This is a genomic window from Serratia sp. X3 (assembly GCF_014982455.1).
Lineage (GTDB): Bacteria > Pseudomonadota > Gammaproteobacteria > Enterobacterales > Enterobacteriaceae > Serratia > Serratia ureilytica.
This window is the reverse complement of the sequence record NZ_JADCNB010000001.1, coordinates 1,170,882-1,186,714: the sequence shown is the minus strand read 5'-3', so window position 1 is coordinate 1,186,714 and position 15,833 is coordinate 1,170,882. Positions and strand designations below refer to the sequence as shown.

Genomic DNA, 15,833 nt, shown 5'->3' with positions numbered 1-15,833 from the left:
TTGACAGGCCGCCATCCGGCGGCCTGTTTTTTGACGGAGTGCGACATGGCATTTTCCCTTGAGCAAGCCTCACTCGCGCAGCGCCCGCTGCTGGCGGCCATGCTGTCCGATTGTCTTCGCGAGCTGGGCGTCGATGGGGATTACCCCTATTTGCCGCTCTACTGGCGCGAGGCCGGCCGCTACCCCTATTTGATGTTGAGCGATCGGCAAACGGCCGGGTTCGCGTTGGTCAGGCGTCTCGATAGCGCCACCGTCGAAATGGCGGAGTTCTACATCAAGCCCGAATGGCGACGCAACGGGCTGGGACAACAGGCTGTCCGCGCCTTGTTCGCGCAGCATCCCGGCGGTTGGTCGCTGTCGGTCAGCCAGGATAATCCGCGCGGGCTGGCGTTTTGGCGGGCGGCGATACCAGCCGAGGCTCTACATATGCAACAAAGCACCAGGCTCACGTTCTCTTTCGTTATTCGGTAATGGCAGACGGCGAATATTGCCAGGCCAAAAGAAACGCGGTGATAGCCGCTTCGGTCATGTGTTGCAATTGTTCCGGCGTCGGCCACTGGTCGGATAGCAAAACCGCGGGCAACGGATACCCCATAACCGCGCCCAGAAATGCCATCGCCTGCGGCTGCGCATGGACAAATTGGATTTGCCCATGCTGCCGCGCCTGTTCCAATATCCTCGCTAACGCCTGAAGCACTCGCCCGGCATTGCGTTCGCGCAACGTGGCGTACAACTCAGGTTTCTGCAACAGCAGTTGCACCAGCAACCGCTGAAAATGCACGTTCTCAACGCTGAAAAAATGCGCCTGAACCACCGAGGCGAAACGTGCCAACACCTGCGGTAAATCCACACTCTCCTGTGTCAGAATGGTGGCAATTGGCGGCTGCATCTTTTCGATAAGATGGTTGAACGTCTCCAACACCAAGGCATCCTTGCTCGGGAAATGATTATATAAGGTTTGACGGGTGGTTCCCGCCTCGTTGGCTATCTCGTCCAAAGAGATGTCCAAGCCCTGCTGCAAAAACAGAACGCTGGCGGTTTCCAGTATCCGTGGCCTGGCCTTCATCGGCCTTCCCGGTTGACGGTTAATCATATTATCTCCCCTGCCCAGAGGCTCATTTTCGCGCTTTAAGTCGTGCCAACCCTTGTTTAGTCAGAACAAAAAACAGCGGTACGAACAATAATGTCAGCAGTGTGCCAGAAATCATGCCGCCTATCACAGCAATACCGATTTCGCGCCGGCTGGCGGCCCCGGCACCGACAGAAAGCGCCAGCGGGATTACACCAGCGACAAACGCCAATGAAGTCATCACGATGGGCCGCAGACGCAATCGCGCCCCTTCCAATGTCGCCTGCAACAAAGCGGATCCCGTTTTTAGCTGTGTTTCAACAAACTCGACGATCAGGATCGCGTTTTTCGCCGCCAGACCAATCGTCGTCAACATTCCCACCTGGAAGTAAATATTGTTTTCATACCCCGCAAGGCGTGCGGCAACAACGGCTCCGATAATCCCGAGGGGAATGATCAGCATCACAGACAACGGAATAGACCAACTCTCATACAGCGCGGCAAGACAGAGGAAAATGAACAACACCGAAGCTAGATACACCACCAGTGTTTGCCCGGCGGCCAATTGCTCCTGATATGAGAGCCCACTCCACTCAAGGCGGTAGCCGTCTATATCGCCGATGATACTCTGCATACGCGCCATCGCGGTGCCGGAGCTTTCTCCCCCGGCTGCCGCCCCCTGTAACTGCGTGGCCGACAGCCCGTTAAAGCGCTGAAGCATTTGTGGGCCTGAGAGCCAACGCGTAGTCGCGAAGCTGGCAAAGGACGCCATGCTGCCGCTTTCACCACGTACAAACCAACTATCGATATCATCCGGCGCCGAGCGCCAGGCCGCATCCCCCTGCATGTAGACCCGCTTCACGCGGCCGCGATCGATAAAATCGTTAATATAAGCGCCTCCCCATGCGGCAGAAAGCGTGTTGGTGATGTCAGCCTGCTGCAGCCCTTGTGCGCTAGCTTTTTGCTGGTCGATATCGACCTGCAATTGCGCTTTATCTTCGAGGCCGTTTATGCGCACCGCCGTTAACAACGGATCTTCGGTAGCGGCAGCGAGCACCTGCCTCTGAGCAGCTTGCAGCGCGTCATGCCCGACGCCGTTTTGATCTTGTAACCACAATTCAAATCCACTGGACTGCCCCAACCCGCGCACCGCCGGCGGCGACAACACATTGATCTGCGCGTCACGATAGCTTTTGAAATGGCGATTGGCGCGGCTAATAATCGCCTGCGCGTTATTTTCATCACCGCTGCGTAGCGACCAATGTTTCAGTTCGGCAAACGCCATACCGACATTCTGACCACTGCCGGCGTTATTGCGCCCGACAACCATGAAGATTACATTCAGGTTGTCCCGCTCGGCGGTCATGAAATAGTCGGCGATAGCGTCAGCAGTCTGTTGCGTTCTGGCCATCGGGGCACCTGGCGGCAGAGAAAACTGGACCATTACCGAGCCCTGATCCTCAACCGGGAGAAAACCGGTAGGCATACGCAGATATTGCCAGATCATGAAACTAACCAGCAGCAGCGCCAACAGGCAAAAACGCCCCTTGCGCGCCATCACATGGTTCAATCCCAGTCCATAACGCCGCTGCCCGTATTCCACCAGGCGGTTAAAGCCGCGAAAAAAACGGCTGCGCGGTCGGTGCACCGGCGGTTTCAGCAAACCGGCACACAGTGCCGGCGTCAAGGTCAACGCAACTAAAACCGACAGCACCATAGCCGCGACCAGCGTGATGGAAAACTGTCGGTAGATCATCCCGGTTGAACCGCCGAAAAATGCCATTGGAATAAATACCGCCGAAAGTACCAGCGCGATGCCGATCAGAGCGCCATTGATCTCCCGCATCGAAAGCAACGTCGCCTCGCGCGGTGGCAATTGCGCTTCCTCCATCACGCGCTCAACATTTTCAACCACCACAATCGCGTCATCTACCAACAGGCCGATCGCGAGCACCATGGCGAACAGTGTCAAGGTGTTTACGCTGTAACCCAACAGCGCCAAAACACCGAAAGTGCCGAGCAACACTACGGGTACCGTAATGGTGGGGATCAACGTGGCGCGCCAATTTTGCAAAAACAGATACATCACCACAATCACTAGCGCGATCGCTTCCAACAGCGTTTGTACGACGCCTTCAATGGAAACCAGTACGAACGGCGTGCTGTCTCGTGGATAAGCCACCTGCAACCCCGGTGGAAACTGCGGGGCCCTGCGATTCACTTCGGCCCGTACCCGCTCTGCCACCTCCAGCGCATTGGCGCCGGAAGCCAACTGAATCGAAATACCCGCCGCCGGGTGACCATTGAGGCGCGTTTGGTTTTGATAGTTTTCCGCCCCGATCTCAACACGAGCAACATCGCGCAAATACACCGCCGAACCGTCGGTATTGGTACGCAGAATAATATCCTCAAACTGTTCCGGCGTTTCCAGCCGCGATTGTGCGGTCACGGTCGCGTTCAACGACTGGCCTTCTATCGTAGGCAAGGCTCCGATCTCACCGCTGGTGACCTGGGCATTTTGCGCTTCTATGGCGACCTGCACGTCAGACGGCATCAAACCATAGCCGCTCAGTTTGATCGGATTGAGCCAAATGCGCATAGCATATTGGGCACCAAACACCGTCGTCTCCCCGACGCCATCCACCCGGCTCAGCGGATCTTGCAGCGAACTGACCAGAAAATCATTGATATCAACGCTGTCCATACGGCCTTGCGTGTCGTACAAGGCAACCACCATTAGGCTATCACCCTGCGATTTAGTCACAGTGATGCCTTGCTGCTGCACTTCTTGCGGCAATCGCGACGTTGCTTGATTGACCGCATTTTGCACTTGAACCTGAGCAATGTCCGGATCGGTTTGTTGTTCGAAGCTAAGGCTGATGCGAGCCTGGCCCGCCGAACTGCTGGTTGATGAGAAATACAACAGGCCATCGATGCCTTTAATTTGTTGTTCGATAATCTGAGTCACGCTGTCCTCTACCGTTTTGGCCGAAGCACCGGGGTAATTGGCTGTCACCGTGACACCAGGCGGCGCGATGTCGGGATATTGCTCAATCGGCAATGTCCAGAGCGCCAGAGCACCCGCTGCCATAATGCAGATGGCCAGCACGGCCGCAAACACCGGTCGAAAGATGAAAAAATGCGCTAGCATGCCTGATCCCTCTGATTATCTTGCTGACGGATGCTTTGATGGTACGTTTAATAATTAAATTTACTTTACAGTAAAGTAAATAAAATCAAGCCTGAAATCAAGCAGGAATAGACACCGTATTGTCATCTGACTATGGCACCCTGCACACTAAACTTTGTTTGGAATACTGCCTGCCATGACGTTACTTTCCCCACGGGACATCGAGGCGCGCTACCGCTTCGCGCGTGAGATCGCCCGCGCCGCCGCCGATCTCGCCTTCAGCTTTTATCAACGCCGGTAGAGTCTGGCCGTCGAGTTTAAACAGGGCCTGCAGGACGTGGTCAGCGAAGCCGATCGCCGCGTCGAGGCACTGATCCGCCGTATGATCAACCGCCGATTTCCCCAGGACGGGTTTCTCGGCGAAGAGAGCGGCAGCAGCGGCGATAACACCGCCTGCGTTTGGGTGGTCGATCCGATTGACGGCACCGCCTGCTTCCTGAACGGGTTACATACCTGGTGTATCGCGATAGGCGTGGTGATCGACGGTGAACCGACGATCGGCGTGGTCTACGATCCCAATCACCGCGAGATGTTCCGCGCCTGCCGCGGCCAAGGCGCCTTCCTCAACGGGGAACCGATCGGCGTGCATGCCGGGCGCAGCGTCGCGGATGGCGTGATGGGCGTCGGGATTTCACCGCGCGCTTCGGCGGCGAAATTCAGCGGTTTTCTCTGTCGCCTGCTGCAGGCGGGAGGAATGTTTGTGCGCAGCGGATCCGGCGCGTTGATGACCGCCCAGGTGGCCGCCGGTCGGCTGCTGGGCTATTACGAACCGCACATGAATGCCTGGGACAGCCTGCCTGGACTGGTGCTGACGCGCGAAGCCGGCGGCGTGGCGAATGACTTTATGCACAATGACGGGCTGCGACGCGGCAACCCGCTGCTGCTGGCCAACGCGGCGCTCTATCCGCAATTGGCCGAGCTGATTCAAACGCCGGGCTTGATCGGCTCGACGTGCCCTATCGCGCGTGAGATGGCCGGATAAAGCGCGCGCAGCCGCCGCTCGACCCGATCGACCGCATCGTGCGCGGCGGCGATGGTTACCGCCGGCGACACCCGGCAGTGGAAGTTGACGATGATGCCGCCGTCGGTTCTGCGCGCCCGGATGTTGTGCACGTCTTGCACCTTATCCCCCTGCTCCAGCGCCGACTGCAAAATCAGCCGGATATCGGCCAGCTCGGCGGCGGAAACATCCTCGCTGGCCAGCCAGTGCGGCGTCTGAGGCTCCAGATGGGTCTCTATCTCGGTGTCCTCGCCGATCGCCTGACGCAGGATCCCTTCTATCTCCGTGGCGATATCATGCGCCTGCGCCACGCTGGCGTTGGCCGGCACCGCCAGATCCATGCCGATCGCCATGTGCGTCGGCAACTGCTGCAAGGTGACGTTCTGCACCTGCGCGCCGTGATTGGCGGCGATCGCCCGAATGCGCGTCGCCATGTCTTCGTCGCTGCGGGTTTGCGGCACCGCGATGACGGTAAACTCCGCCTTGGCATACTGCTGCCGCAGCCGTTCGACGATTTCTCGCTTCAACGCATCGATGCGCTCCAGCGGCAAGGTGCGGCACACCGCCACCGTGATCTCGACAAACAGTACGGCGCCGGCGTTGCGAATACGCACGCTGTCGCAGGCCAGCACCGCCGGGAAGCTGTCCAGCGTGGCGCGAATCGCCTCGGTGGCCCCGGCGGGCGCGGCATCCATCAGCGAGTCGAAGGAACGTTTCCCCAGTTTGATTGCCGCGACAAAGATAAAACCGGCGACGATCAGCGCGGCGATGGCGTCCGCACGGCCAAACCCCAACAGCACAAACACCATGCCCAGCAGTACCACGCCGGACGAAAGCATGTCGGAGAAGAAATGCAGCGCATCCGCCTCCAGCGCCGCGCTGTCGGTCGCCTTGGCAACGCGGTTGAGCGCCCGCACGCGGAAAAAATCGACGCAGATGGAAATCAGCAGCACCGCGATCACCGCCGGTGCAGCGACTATCTCATGCGGTTGTCCGAGCAGGCTGCTGCCCGCCTCGTAGACGATCCAACCGGCGGCGCCGAGCAACAGCAATACCTCGAACAGCGCCGCCAGGTTTTCCACCTTGCCGTGGCCGAAGTGGTGATCGTCATCGGCGGGTTTATCGCTGATGCGCACCGCCAGCCAGGTGATGCTGGTGGCGATAAAATCGGTGAAAGAGTGGATCCCTTCGGATATCAGGCCAATACTGCCGGTAAAAATGCCGGCGACGAATTTGCCCGTGGCCAGCAACCCGCTGGCGATCATCGAGTTTCTGGCCACGGCCTGTTTTTCATTTTGCATTATGCTGCTCACATTCGGACGGTGATTTATTTTTTTACTTTAGAGGATAATTGCCAGACAAAGGCGATCAACAGCATACTGCCAGAGAAAGTCAGCATGAGGCTAGTAAGAAAATTGGATTTTCCGGTGGAATAAAAATAAATCTCATTCACCCCCACCGAAATCATTAAAATGGCGTAGAGCAATCCTAGAATAAGAATCGTCATTATTATCAACTCCCGTATCAGGCCACGCGTTCAGCGCGCCGCTAAATCCTCCCCATAATAAATAGCGGTTACGGGGAGGACGCATCTAGGCGGATCTTTAGCGTTCATCAATCATCCCATTTGGTGCTCATATAGGCCGCCAACAGGCCCAGTGAGCTGATCATTGCCAGGAATCCCATAAAAATAGTCATGTTTCCCATTGTTTTGTCCTCAGGTTAAATGTTATCGATAAAATCCCCTTGCGTTAAATATCGGGGTTGGTCGGTATCCATGGTTTTTTAACGTCCTCCTCTTTTTTGCAACATTCCCGCGCTTTCAAGCGCGGGACCCGTTTAAATTCCCAGGACGTGCTGGGCAATTTTGAAATAGATAATCAGGCCGGTGCCGTCGATAAAGGTGGCGATAAACGGCGCCGACACCACCGCCGGATCGATACCGAGCCGTTTGAGCAGCATCGGGATGATCGACGAAACAATGGCGCTCCACACGGTGATCGCCACCAGCGACAGGCTGACCACCAGCGTCACCTCCATGCCGACGCCCATGATCCAGGCGCGCACCCAGGCCGCCAGACCAATGGTGACGGCGATCAGCAGCGAGGTCGTGACCTCTTTGCGGATCACCGCGCCCAGATTGCGCAGGCTGACTTCGCCCAGCGCCATGGCGCGCACCAGCGTCGAGGTGATCTGGGTGCCGCTGTTGCCGCCGGTGCCGATCAGCAGCGGGATGAAGAACGCCAGCGCAATCGCCGCTTCGAGCTGATCTTCAAACGCTTTCAGCACGTTGCCGGTGTAAGCTTCGGCCACGAACAGCATCAGCAGCCACACCGAGCGTTTGCGCCACAGCGCCCACGGGCTGGTCTCCAGATAAGGCTTGTCCAGCGGCAAGCTCGCGCCCTGACGCTGCGCGTCTTCGGTGTTTTCATCTTCGACCAACCGAGCGATCTCGCGCTCGCCCAGCACGCCGACCAGCGTGTTGTTCGCCACGACCGGCACCACGTCCAAACCGCCTTTGCCCAGCAGATGCGCCACGTCGTTGCGATCGTCGTCGGGTGACACCTGGAAATAGCTGTAATCCATCATTACGCCGACCGCTTTATCCTGTTCTTCGCACTGCAGCAGTTTTTTCACCGACAGCGTGCCGCGCAAATGATAATCGTCCGCGGTAATAAAGACCCGGGTGGGAATTTCGTCCGTTTTTAGCTGTGAAAGTAAATATTCCCGGGCATGCGTGACCGTCATCGTCGCGGGAACGGTAATAAAATCGGCGTTCATATAACCGGCGACCGAAGTTTCATCGAGAGTTTCAGTCGCGCGCAGCGCCGGAGAAGAAGAGTATTGATGTGACTTGATCATTTTGTCAGTCCCTATTTCTGTTGTGAACTTCAACAGCGAATCGCATAGGGGCGTAACCACAGAGGGAGTGCAGACTGCCTATCTCCGCGTCCAGGTTTTAGCACTATACAACGTATCCGAATTGTTGCTCGGAAGTTACTTTGGGCTGAACCTTAATCCGATAAAGCCTGTCTTAACCTTGGGCATCTCTCGATGTCGTCAGATCAGTAACCTGTGTTTGTATAGGAGCCTCGCCAAACGAGATACTGCATATAAACTACCGGCGCAGTATAGGCGTTGTTTTATCCGGCGGGAAGAAAAGATTGCCCGTCGTTTATGGAGTATTTAGGATATTTTTATTAAACGTGAATCTATAAAAACGGCTGATATAAATCAGCCGTTTTTTTATTTATCAGTGCGCGAGAATGTAGACGTTTTTATCGTATAGGGCGCCCTGTCGGGTGAAGTCGATCCCCTTGACGTAGGGTTTGATGAGCGTGGCGTTGGCTTCGTAGTACACCGGCGCGACCGGCGTATCTACGGCCAGCACCGCCTCGGCCTGCTGGAAATACTGCTGCACCTGCTGCGGTGTCGGCGCCGCCGTCGCCTGATGCAGAATGCGATCGTATTCCGGGTTGCGGTATTTGGGGCTGTTCTCGCTGCTGTCGGCGCGGAACACATTCAGGAAGGTAGAAGGATCGTCGTAATCCGCCAGCCAGCGGGTAAAGGCTACGCTGTACTGGCCGCGGTTGATATTATCCAGCGTCACTTTGCGCTCCTGGCTTTGCAAGCCGGCCTCCACCCCGAGGTTCTTTTTCCACATGGCGGCGGCGGCGATGACGATCTTCTTGATGGTGGCGTCATTGCTGTACAACACGGTAAAGCGCAGCGGATTCTCGGCGTTGAAACCGGCCTCCGCCAACAACTTTTTCGCCTGGGCGTGGCGTTGTTCCGGCGTCAAACCGGCCGCTGCGCCGGCCTGCAGGCGATAGCCGCCCGCCCCCGTTGGGGTAAAGGTCCAGGCCGGCTGCTGGCCGTATCCCAACACCTTGCCGGCGATAATCTCTTTGTCCAGCGCCAGGTTCAGCGCCTGGCGCACCCGCACGTCGTTAAACGGCGTCTGCCGGTTATTGAAGGCGAAATAGCTGGTGGAGAGCAGCGGATAGGTCACCAGCTGTTGATCCCCGAGCGTTTTTTTCAGCTGCTGATACAGTTCCGGCGGCGTGGTATAGCCCAACTCCACCTCGCCGGCGCGGAAACGCGCCACCTCCGGGAACCCCTGGATCGGCAGGAAGGTCACCTTGTTGAGCACGGTGTTGGCGTTATCCCAATACAGCGGATTGCGTTCCACCACCACTTTTTCGTTCACCACCCACTCGCTGAGGCGAAACGCGCCGTTGCCAACAAAATGCGCCGGTTGAGTCCAGTTTTTGCCGTATTGCTCAACCACCTTGCGGTTGACCGGCAGAACCGGAAAATGCACCAGTTGTTTAAGCAGGTAGGCGTTGGGCTCAGACAGCGTCACCTGCAAGGTGTGCGCGTCCAGCGCTTTAACGCCCAGCTCGCTCGGCGGTTTGCTGCCGGCGTTGATCGCCGCCGCATTCAGCACATAGGCCGAGGCCAGATAGCTGCCGTAAGGCGACGCGGTTTTCGGATCGGTGAGGCGCCGCCAGCTGTAAACGAAATCGTCGGCGGTCACCGGATCGCCGTTCGACCATTTGGCCTGCGGCCGCAGATGGAAAGTCCAGACGTTGCCCTGGTGCTCCCATTTCTGCGCCAGCGCTGGGATCACTTCGCCCTCTTTTCCGACTCGCAGCAGACCTTCGAAGAGATCGTTGAAGATGTAGAACTCCACATTGCTCTCGGCCAGGTTCGGATCCAGAGTCGCCGGTTCATACCCGTTGGCGCGCACCAATTCCTGTACCGGCGCCAGTTTAGCGCCCGCCGGCACCTCCGCCGCCTGAGCGATCGTAGCGTTTAAAGCCAGGAAGATTAAACCAGCCAGTTTCTTGCCATTGAATGAATATTTCACGTCGATATCCCTGATGAGTGTTTTATCGCGTTCAATATGCAATGTGGCAGTGGAATAAATTAAATCATTAATTGCTATGAGTCATAACCAAAAACGGTGTTGAATTTCTTTCATTATCAAAGAAGTACTGGATAAAGGATGGCGATAAACAACAGAGCGGGCGCAAGGGCCGGCATGGCCGAACCAACATCTTGAAAGCAGGGAGAGAAATAATGCGGGCAATCATTCCAGATTATTCCAGCCGAAGCTTAACGTATCCTTAGGGCAATTCATTTTGTGAGCGATCGTCAAAAATAATTTAATACGAATCGTTTTCACTATCATTATGGATGTTCTTGGCTAAAATCGGGCTGCTTGCGCTTGCCAGGCGATATTCGTTTTCCTCATTCGAACGCTAAAAAGGATAACTGCATGAAGCTGCGTATTTCATCTCTCGGCCCGGTGGCCCTGCTCGCCTCCTCGATGATGCTGGCCTTCGGCGCTCAGGCGGCCTCCGCCGACCAGGGCATCGTTATTTACAACGCCCAGCACGAAAATCTGGTGAAATCCTGGGTCGACGGTTTCACCAAAGACACCGGCATCAAAGTCACGCTGCGCAACGGCGGCGACAGCGAGCTGGGCAATCAGCTGGTGCAGGAAGGCAGCGCCTCGCCTGCCGACGTGTTCCTGACGGAAAACTCCCCGGCGATGGTGTTGGTGGATAACGCCAAGCTGTTCGCCCCGCTCGACGCCGCCACGCTGGCCCAGGTAGAGCCGCAATATCGCCCAAGCCACGGCCGGTGGATCGGCATCGCCGCCCGCTCTACCGTATTCGTCTATAACCCGGCCAAGCTGACCGACGCGCAGTTGCCGAAGTCGCTGCTGGATCTGGCCAAGCCGGAATGGAAAGGCCGCTGGGCCGCTTCGCCATCGGGCGCCGATTTCCAGGCGATCGTCAGCGCGCTGCTGGCGCTGAAAGGCGAGAAAGCAACGCTGGACTGGCTGAAAGCGATGAAAACCAACTTTACCGCCTATAAAGGCAACAGCACGGTGATGAAAGCGGTCAATGCCGGCCAGATCGACAGCGGCGTGATCTATCATTACTACCCGTTCGTCGACGGCGCTAAAACCGGCGAGAACAGCAAAAACATCAAGCTGTATTACTTCAAACATCAGGATCCGGGCGCATTCGTCAGCATCTCCGGCGGCGGCGTGCTGGCTTCCAGCAAGCATCAGCAGCAGGCGCAGGCGTTCATCAAGTGGATCACCGGCAAACAGGGCCAGGAGATCCTGCGCACCAACAACGCCTTCGAATACGCCGTCGGCGTCGGTGCGGCCTCCAACCCGAAACTGGTGCCGTTGAAAGATCTGGACGCGCCAAAGGTAGACGCCGCGCAGTTGAACAGTAAGAAAGTTGTCGAACTGATGACCGAGGCCGGCCTGCTGTAAGGTCCGCCGGCAAACCGAGAGTTTTTGATCGTTATGTCAAACCTGAGTACCCACGCCGCGCAGACCGCGCGGCGTTATTCCGCTATTCCTCGTCACCCGCGGCCGGGGCCGATCGTGGTGGCCTGCGCCGTGTTGCTGTCGTTGCTGGCGCTGCTGCCGCTGGGATTCGTTATCGGCGTGGCGTTTGAAACCGGCTGGCAAACGGTCAAAGCCCTGGTTTTCCGCCCGCGCGTGGCGGAACTGCTGTTGAATACCCTGCTGTTGGTGGTGCTGACGCTGCCGATCTGCGCCGTGCTGGGGGTGGCCCTGGCCTGGTTGACCGAACGCACCACGCTGCCGGGCCGCCGTCTCTGGGCGGTATTGGCGACCGCGCCGCTGGCGGTGCCGGCCTTTGTGCAAAGCTATGCCTGGATCAGTCTGGTGCCGTCGATGCACGGCCTGGGCGCCGGCGTTTTCATCTCGGTGCTCGCCTATTTTCCATTTATCTACCTGCCGGCCGCCGCGGTCTTGCGCCGTCTGGATCCCGGTATCGAAGACGTCGCCACCTCGCTCGGCTCCCGGCCGCCGGCGGTGTTTTTCCGCGTGGTGTTGCCGCAGCTGAAGCTGGCGGTCTGGGGCGGTTCGCTGCTGATCGCGCTGCACCTGCTGGCGGAGTACGGCCTGTACGCCATGATCCGTTTCGATACCTTCACCACCGCGATCTTCGATCAGTTCCAGTCAACCTTCAACGGCCCGGCGGCGAACATGCTGGCCGGCGTATTGGTGCTGTGCTGCCTGGGGCTGCTGTTGCTTGAGGCGATAAGCCGCGGCCGCGCGCGCTATGCCCGCGTCGGTTCCGGCAGCGCCCGCAGCCAAACGCCGCGTCGCCTGTCAGCGCCGCTCGCCGCGCTGGCGCTGCTGCTGCCGATCGCGCTGACCGCGCTGGCGCTGGGCGTGCCTTTCATCACTCTGGTCCGCTGGCTGTGGCTGGGTGGCCTCGACGTCTGGCGCAACGCCGATCTGTGGCCCGCGCTGTGGCAAACGCTGTCGCTGTCCGCCTCTGGCGCGCTGCTGATTACGCTGTGCGCCATTCCGATGGCCTGGCTGTCGGTGCGCTATCCGGCCCGCCTGTACCGGGTGCTGGAAGGCTGCAACTACGTGACCAGTTCGCTGCCCGGCATCGTGGTGGCGCTGGCGCTGGTGACCATCACCATTCACAGCTTCCGGCCGATTTACCAAACCGAGATCACCCTGCTGCTGGCGTATCTGCTGATGTTTATGCCGCGGGCGTTGATCAACCTGCGCGCCGGCATCGCGCAGGCGCCGGTGGAATTGGAAAACGTGGCGCGCAGCCTGGGCAAATCGCCGGCGCAGGCGCTGTGGAGCACCACGTTGCGGCTGGCGGCGCCGGGCGCCGCCGCGGGCGCCGCGCTGGTGTTCCTGGCGATCGCCAATGAGTTGACCGCCACGCTGCTATTGGCGCCGAACGGCACCCGTACGCTGGCCACCGGTTTCTGGGCGCTGACCAGCGAGATAGACTATGTCGCCGCCGCGCCTTATGCGCTGATTATGGTGGCGCTGTCGCTGCCGCTCACCTGGCTTCTTTACTCTCAATCTAAACGTACGGCGGGACTATGAGCACGCTCGAACTGCACGGTATCGGAAAATCTTACAATGCCATTAGGGTGCTGGAACACATCGACCTGCAGGTTGCCGCCGGCAGCCGCACGGCGATCGTCGGCCCTTCCGGCTCCGGCAAAACCACCCTGCTGCGCATTATCGCCGGTTTTGAAATCCCCGACGGCGGACAAATTCTGCTGCAGGGGCAAGCGATGGGCAACGGCGGCGGCTGGGTACCGGCGCACCTGCGCGGCATCGGCTTCGTCCCGCAGGATGGCGCGCTGTTCCCGCACTTTACCGTCGCCGGCAACATCGGTTTTGGCCTCAAAGGCAGCAAGCGCGAGAAACAGCGTCGCATCGAGGCGCTGATGGAGATGGTGGCGCTGGATCGTCGCCTGGCCGCCCTGTGGCCGCACGAGCTGTCCGGCGGACAGCAACAGCGGGTCGCATTGGCGCGCGCCTTGTCACAGCAACCGCGGCTGATGTTGCTGGATGAGCCGTTCTCGGCGCTGGATACCGGCCTGCGCGCCGCCACCCGCAAAGCGGTGGCCGAACTCCTGACGGAGGCCAAAGTCGCGTCGATCCTGGTCACCCACGATCAGAGCGAGGCGCTGTCGTTCGCCGATCAGGTGGCGGTCATGCGCAACGGTCGGCTGGCGCAGGTGGGCGCGCCGCAGGATCTTTATCTGCGCCCGGTCGATGAACCGACCGCCAGTTTCCTTGGCGAAACGCTGGTGCTGACCGCCGAGCTGGCGCACGGCTGGGCCGACTGCGCATTGGGGCGCATCGCCGTCGACGATCGCCAACGCAGCGGTTCGGCGCGCATCATGCTGCGTCCGGAGCAGATTCAAATCGGTTTGTCCGATCCGACGCAGCGCGGTCAGGCGGTGATCACCGGCATCGATTTCGCCGGCTTCGTCTCCACCCTCAATCTGCAAATGGCCGCCGACGGCGCGCAGCTCGAGATCAAAACCGTCAGCCGCGAAGGCCTGCGGCCCGGGGCGCAGGTCAGTCTCAACGTGATGGGGCAAGCGCATATTTTCACCGGCTGAGAGTGTGGGGAGCGAGGCTTGAAGGCCGGGCCAACGCCCGGCTTCCTCAGCGGCAAACCTTGTCGCGGCGCGGCTTTTTCGGCGCCAGCAGATACTCCACCACGCTTTCGTCGACGCAGCTGTCGATGCCGTTCAGCGCCAACGTATGTCCGTCGCGTTCGCGGGTGATCAGCGGGCTTTTAAAGGCCGAGGCCATCACCTGAGCATTACGGTACGGCGTGGTTGGATCGTAGCGCTGGGCGACGAACAGCAGCGGCGGCAGCGCGGCGGACGCCACCGGCATGTGCGGCCGATCTTTGCCGCGGTACGGCCACAGATCGCACATTTCCAGCGGATACTCGTGCAGCGGCAGATAGTGGGCATATAAAGCGGCGGTATTGATCTCCTGCCGCTGCCTGCGCAACAGCTGCGGATCGGCCGTTGGGTTGGCGACGTCGGCGCAGGTGATGACGTTCAGGGCATCATCGGCATCCGGAGAATAGCTTTCGTCGATCAGATCGGCAACCTGTTGCCCGGCGATGCCGGCATCGAGCTGGCGCAGTAAGGTGGCCAGTTCATGCCAGCGCTCCGGCCACAACAGCAGCGAACGCGTCACCGTCAGCACATCGTCGGCGGAGATTTCATAGCCCGCCGCAGTGACGAACGGCTGCTCATGCAGCTTGCGCAGCAAAGCGTGATAACGCTGAAGCGCCTGATTGGCGCCGCCGCCAAGCTGGCAGCTGTCGGTTTTTCCGCAATAGGCGGCGAAACGCAGGAAACTTTGCTGGAAGCCTCGCTCCTGATTCATGCGCTGGGTGAAATCGTCCTCCGCCAGATCCACCACCCCGTCCAGCACCAGCGCGCGCGTTTTCTTCGGAAAACGTTCGGCATACAGCGCCGCCACCTTGGTACCGTAAGAGTACGCCACCGCCGTCAGCCCCGGTTCGCCCAGCGCGTGGCGGATCGCGTTCAGATCGTTGACCGCCTCGTCGGTGCCGATGTGTTGTAGCACGTCCGCGCCGGTCTGTTTGATGCAGGCGGCGATCAGGGTGCGCGTCTGGTTCTCCGCGCCGGCCACGTCGTTGTCGTCCGGCGTCGGGGTTTCGTCACCTTCGGCCAGCTGGCAGGAAATTTTTGGCGTCGATTGACCTACGCCGCGCGGATCGTAACCGATGATGTCGTAGGATTTACGCAGTTTGGCGACGTGGGCGTCGTTGCCGAGATAAGGATTGATCCCCGGCAGGCCCGGCCCGCCGCTGATCACCACGACGCTGCCCTTTTTCGGCCCGGTCGCGGGCAGCAGGGTCAGCGCCAGACGCACGGTCGGCTCCCCCGCCTGCGCCGAATGGGCGGGAGGCGTGGCGTAAGCCAACGGCACGTCGAGGTAGCCGCAGCGCAGCCCCGCCGGCGGCGCTTCATCGAACCAACGCTGAAAGCCGCTGTTGAGACAAGATTGCCAACGAACGCCGTTCTCGGGCGCCGCGCCGTGAGCCGCAGGTTTGGCCTGGGCGGGCAACGCGGCGGCGGTCGCGGCGAGCAGCGCCAGAATACGCAGTACTGACATGGGGAGTCCTTTCAACTCAACGAATCGGTCAAAGGGTAACGATATTCGGTTAAACCGCTAGCCAATAGAACATAAAAAA

At 59.2% G+C, this 15,833-nt stretch carries 12 protein-coding genes, 1 pseudogene and 1 riboswitch; of the genes and pseudogenes, 5 read left to right on the top strand and 8 right to left on the bottom strand.

The window, feature by feature from the left end; translation table 11 throughout:
* Nucleotides 1–45 precede the first annotated feature (45 nt).
* Nucleotides 46–471: a GNAT family N-acetyltransferase gene (locus IMX17_RS05570; protein WP_046898298.1), complete on the top strand. Its 426-nt coding sequence runs from the start codon at nt 46–48 to the stop codon at nt 469–471.
* Here the strand turns inward: IMX17_RS05570 and IMX17_RS05565 are convergent.
* A complete protein-coding gene (locus tag IMX17_RS05565) occupies nt 461–1,093 on the bottom strand; it encodes a TetR/AcrR family transcriptional regulator (RefSeq protein ID WP_227414461.1) in 633 nt (210 codons plus the stop codon). The two genes, IMX17_RS05570 and IMX17_RS05565, sit on opposite strands and share 11 nt — an antisense overlap.
* Before the next feature lie 22 nt (nt 1,094–1,115).
* Nucleotides 1,116–4,220, bottom strand: coding sequence for an efflux RND transporter permease subunit (locus tag IMX17_RS05560; protein ID WP_046898296.1), 3,105 nt, complete (start codon nt 4,218–4,220; stop codon nt 1,116–1,118).
* A 175-nt stretch (nt 4,221–4,395) separates the two neighbouring features.
* Between IMX17_RS05560 and IMX17_RS05555 the strand changes: the two are divergent.
* A pseudogene (locus tag IMX17_RS05555) lies at nt 4,396–5,241 on the top strand (inositol monophosphatase).
* Here IMX17_RS05555 and IMX17_RS05550 read toward each other — a convergent pair.
* The 5 genes from IMX17_RS05550 to IMX17_RS05530 form a co-directional block, all read right to left on the bottom strand.
* Entirely contained in the window at nt 5,184–6,560 is a 1,377-nt protein-coding gene (locus IMX17_RS05550) for a cation diffusion facilitator family transporter (RefSeq protein ID WP_182264419.1), read from the bottom strand. The pseudogene IMX17_RS05555 and the gene IMX17_RS05550 overlap by 58 nt on opposite strands.
* A 26-nt stretch (nt 6,561–6,586) precedes the next feature.
* Nucleotides 6,587–6,766, bottom strand: coding sequence for a hypothetical protein (locus tag IMX17_RS05545; protein ID WP_004938106.1), 180 nt, complete (start codon nt 6,764–6,766; stop codon nt 6,587–6,589).
* Between the two features lie 107 nt (nt 6,767–6,873).
* Nucleotides 6,874–6,957, bottom strand: coding sequence for a protein MgtS (gene mgtS, locus IMX17_RS05540; RefSeq protein WP_369803928.1), 84 nt, complete (start codon nt 6,955–6,957; stop codon nt 6,874–6,876).
* 141 nt (nt 6,958–7,098) lie between these two features.
* Nucleotides 7,099–8,121, bottom strand: a complete 1,023-nt coding sequence (locus IMX17_RS05535) for a magnesium transporter (RefSeq protein WP_033643160.1) — start codon at nt 8,119–8,121, stop codon at nt 7,099–7,101.
* A gap of 75 nt (nt 8,122–8,196) precedes the next feature.
* Nucleotides 8,197–8,370: riboswitch (M-box (ykoK) riboswitch) on the bottom strand.
* 142 nt (nt 8,371–8,512) lie between these two features.
* Nucleotides 8,513–10,132 (bottom strand): ABC transporter substrate-binding protein, encoded by a 1,620-nt coding sequence (locus IMX17_RS05530; RefSeq protein ID WP_257713150.1) that lies wholly within the window; start codon nt 10,130–10,132, stop codon nt 8,513–8,515.
* A 411-nt stretch (nt 10,133–10,543) separates the two neighbouring features.
* Here IMX17_RS05530 and IMX17_RS05525 point away from each other — a divergent pair, with 411 nt between their 5' ends.
* From IMX17_RS05525 to IMX17_RS05515, 3 genes are read left to right on the top strand one after another with little or no spacing between them, the layout of a single operon-like run.
* Complete coding sequence (locus IMX17_RS05525; protein ID WP_089197089.1) at nt 10,544–11,560, top strand: iron ABC transporter substrate-binding protein; 1,017 nt, start codon at nt 10,544–10,546, stop codon at nt 11,558–11,560.
* 33 nt (nt 11,561–11,593) lie between these two features.
* Nucleotides 11,594–13,177 (top strand): iron ABC transporter permease, encoded by a 1,584-nt coding sequence (locus tag IMX17_RS05520; RefSeq protein ID WP_047575116.1) that lies wholly within the window; start codon nt 11,594–11,596, stop codon nt 13,175–13,177.
* Nucleotides 13,174–14,211: an ABC transporter ATP-binding protein gene (locus IMX17_RS05515; protein WP_047026070.1), complete on the top strand. Its 1,038-nt coding sequence runs from the start codon at nt 13,174–13,176 to the stop codon at nt 14,209–14,211. The genes IMX17_RS05520 and IMX17_RS05515 overlap by 4 nt, the downstream gene beginning before the upstream one ends.
* Before the next feature lie 46 nt (nt 14,212–14,257).
* On the opposite strand, the gene IMX17_RS05510 is transcribed toward IMX17_RS05515, so the two are convergent.
* Nucleotides 14,258–15,754 (bottom strand): alpha/beta hydrolase, encoded by a 1,497-nt coding sequence (locus IMX17_RS05510; protein ID WP_182264416.1) that lies wholly within the window; start codon nt 15,752–15,754, stop codon nt 14,258–14,260.
* Nucleotides 15,755–15,833: the final 79 nt, after the last annotated feature.

Bases quoted from the DNA above. Each gene is read 5' to 3' on its own strand.
- IMX17_RS05525 (WP_089197089.1), top strand. From the start codon at position 10,544: ATGAAGCTGCGTATTTCATCTCTCGGCCCGGTGGCCCTGCTCGCCTCC.
- IMX17_RS05510 (WP_182264416.1), bottom strand. From the start codon at position 15,754: ATGTCAGTACTGCGTATTCTGGCGCTGCTCGCCGCGACCGCCGCCGCG.
- IMX17_RS05520 (WP_047575116.1), top strand. From the start codon at position 11,594: ATGTCAAACCTGAGTACCCACGCCGCGCAGACCGCGCGGCGTTATTCC.
- mgtS (WP_369803928.1), bottom strand. From the start codon at position 6,957: ATGACTATTTTTATGGGATTCCTGGCAATGATCAGCTCACTGGGCCTG.
- IMX17_RS05545 (WP_004938106.1), bottom strand. From the start codon at position 6,766: ATGACGATTCTTATTCTAGGATTGCTCTACGCCATTTTAATGATTTCG.
- IMX17_RS05535 (WP_033643160.1), bottom strand. From the start codon at position 8,121: ATGATCAAGTCACATCAATACTCTTCTTCTCCGGCGCTGCGCGCGACT.
- IMX17_RS05515 (WP_047026070.1), top strand. From the start codon at position 13,174: ATGAGCACGCTCGAACTGCACGGTATCGGAAAATCTTACAATGCCATT.
- IMX17_RS05550 (WP_182264419.1), bottom strand. From the start codon at position 6,560: ATGCAAAATGAAAAACAGGCCGTGGCCAGAAACTCGATGATCGCCAGC.
- IMX17_RS05560 (WP_046898296.1), bottom strand. From the start codon at position 4,220: ATGCTAGCGCATTTTTTCATCTTTCGACCGGTGTTTGCGGCCGTGCTG.
- IMX17_RS05565 (WP_227414461.1), bottom strand. From the start codon at position 1,093: ATGATTAACCGTCAACCGGGAAGGCCGATGAAGGCCAGGCCACGGATA.
- IMX17_RS05570 (WP_046898298.1), top strand. From the start codon at position 46: ATGGCATTTTCCCTTGAGCAAGCCTCACTCGCGCAGCGCCCGCTGCTG.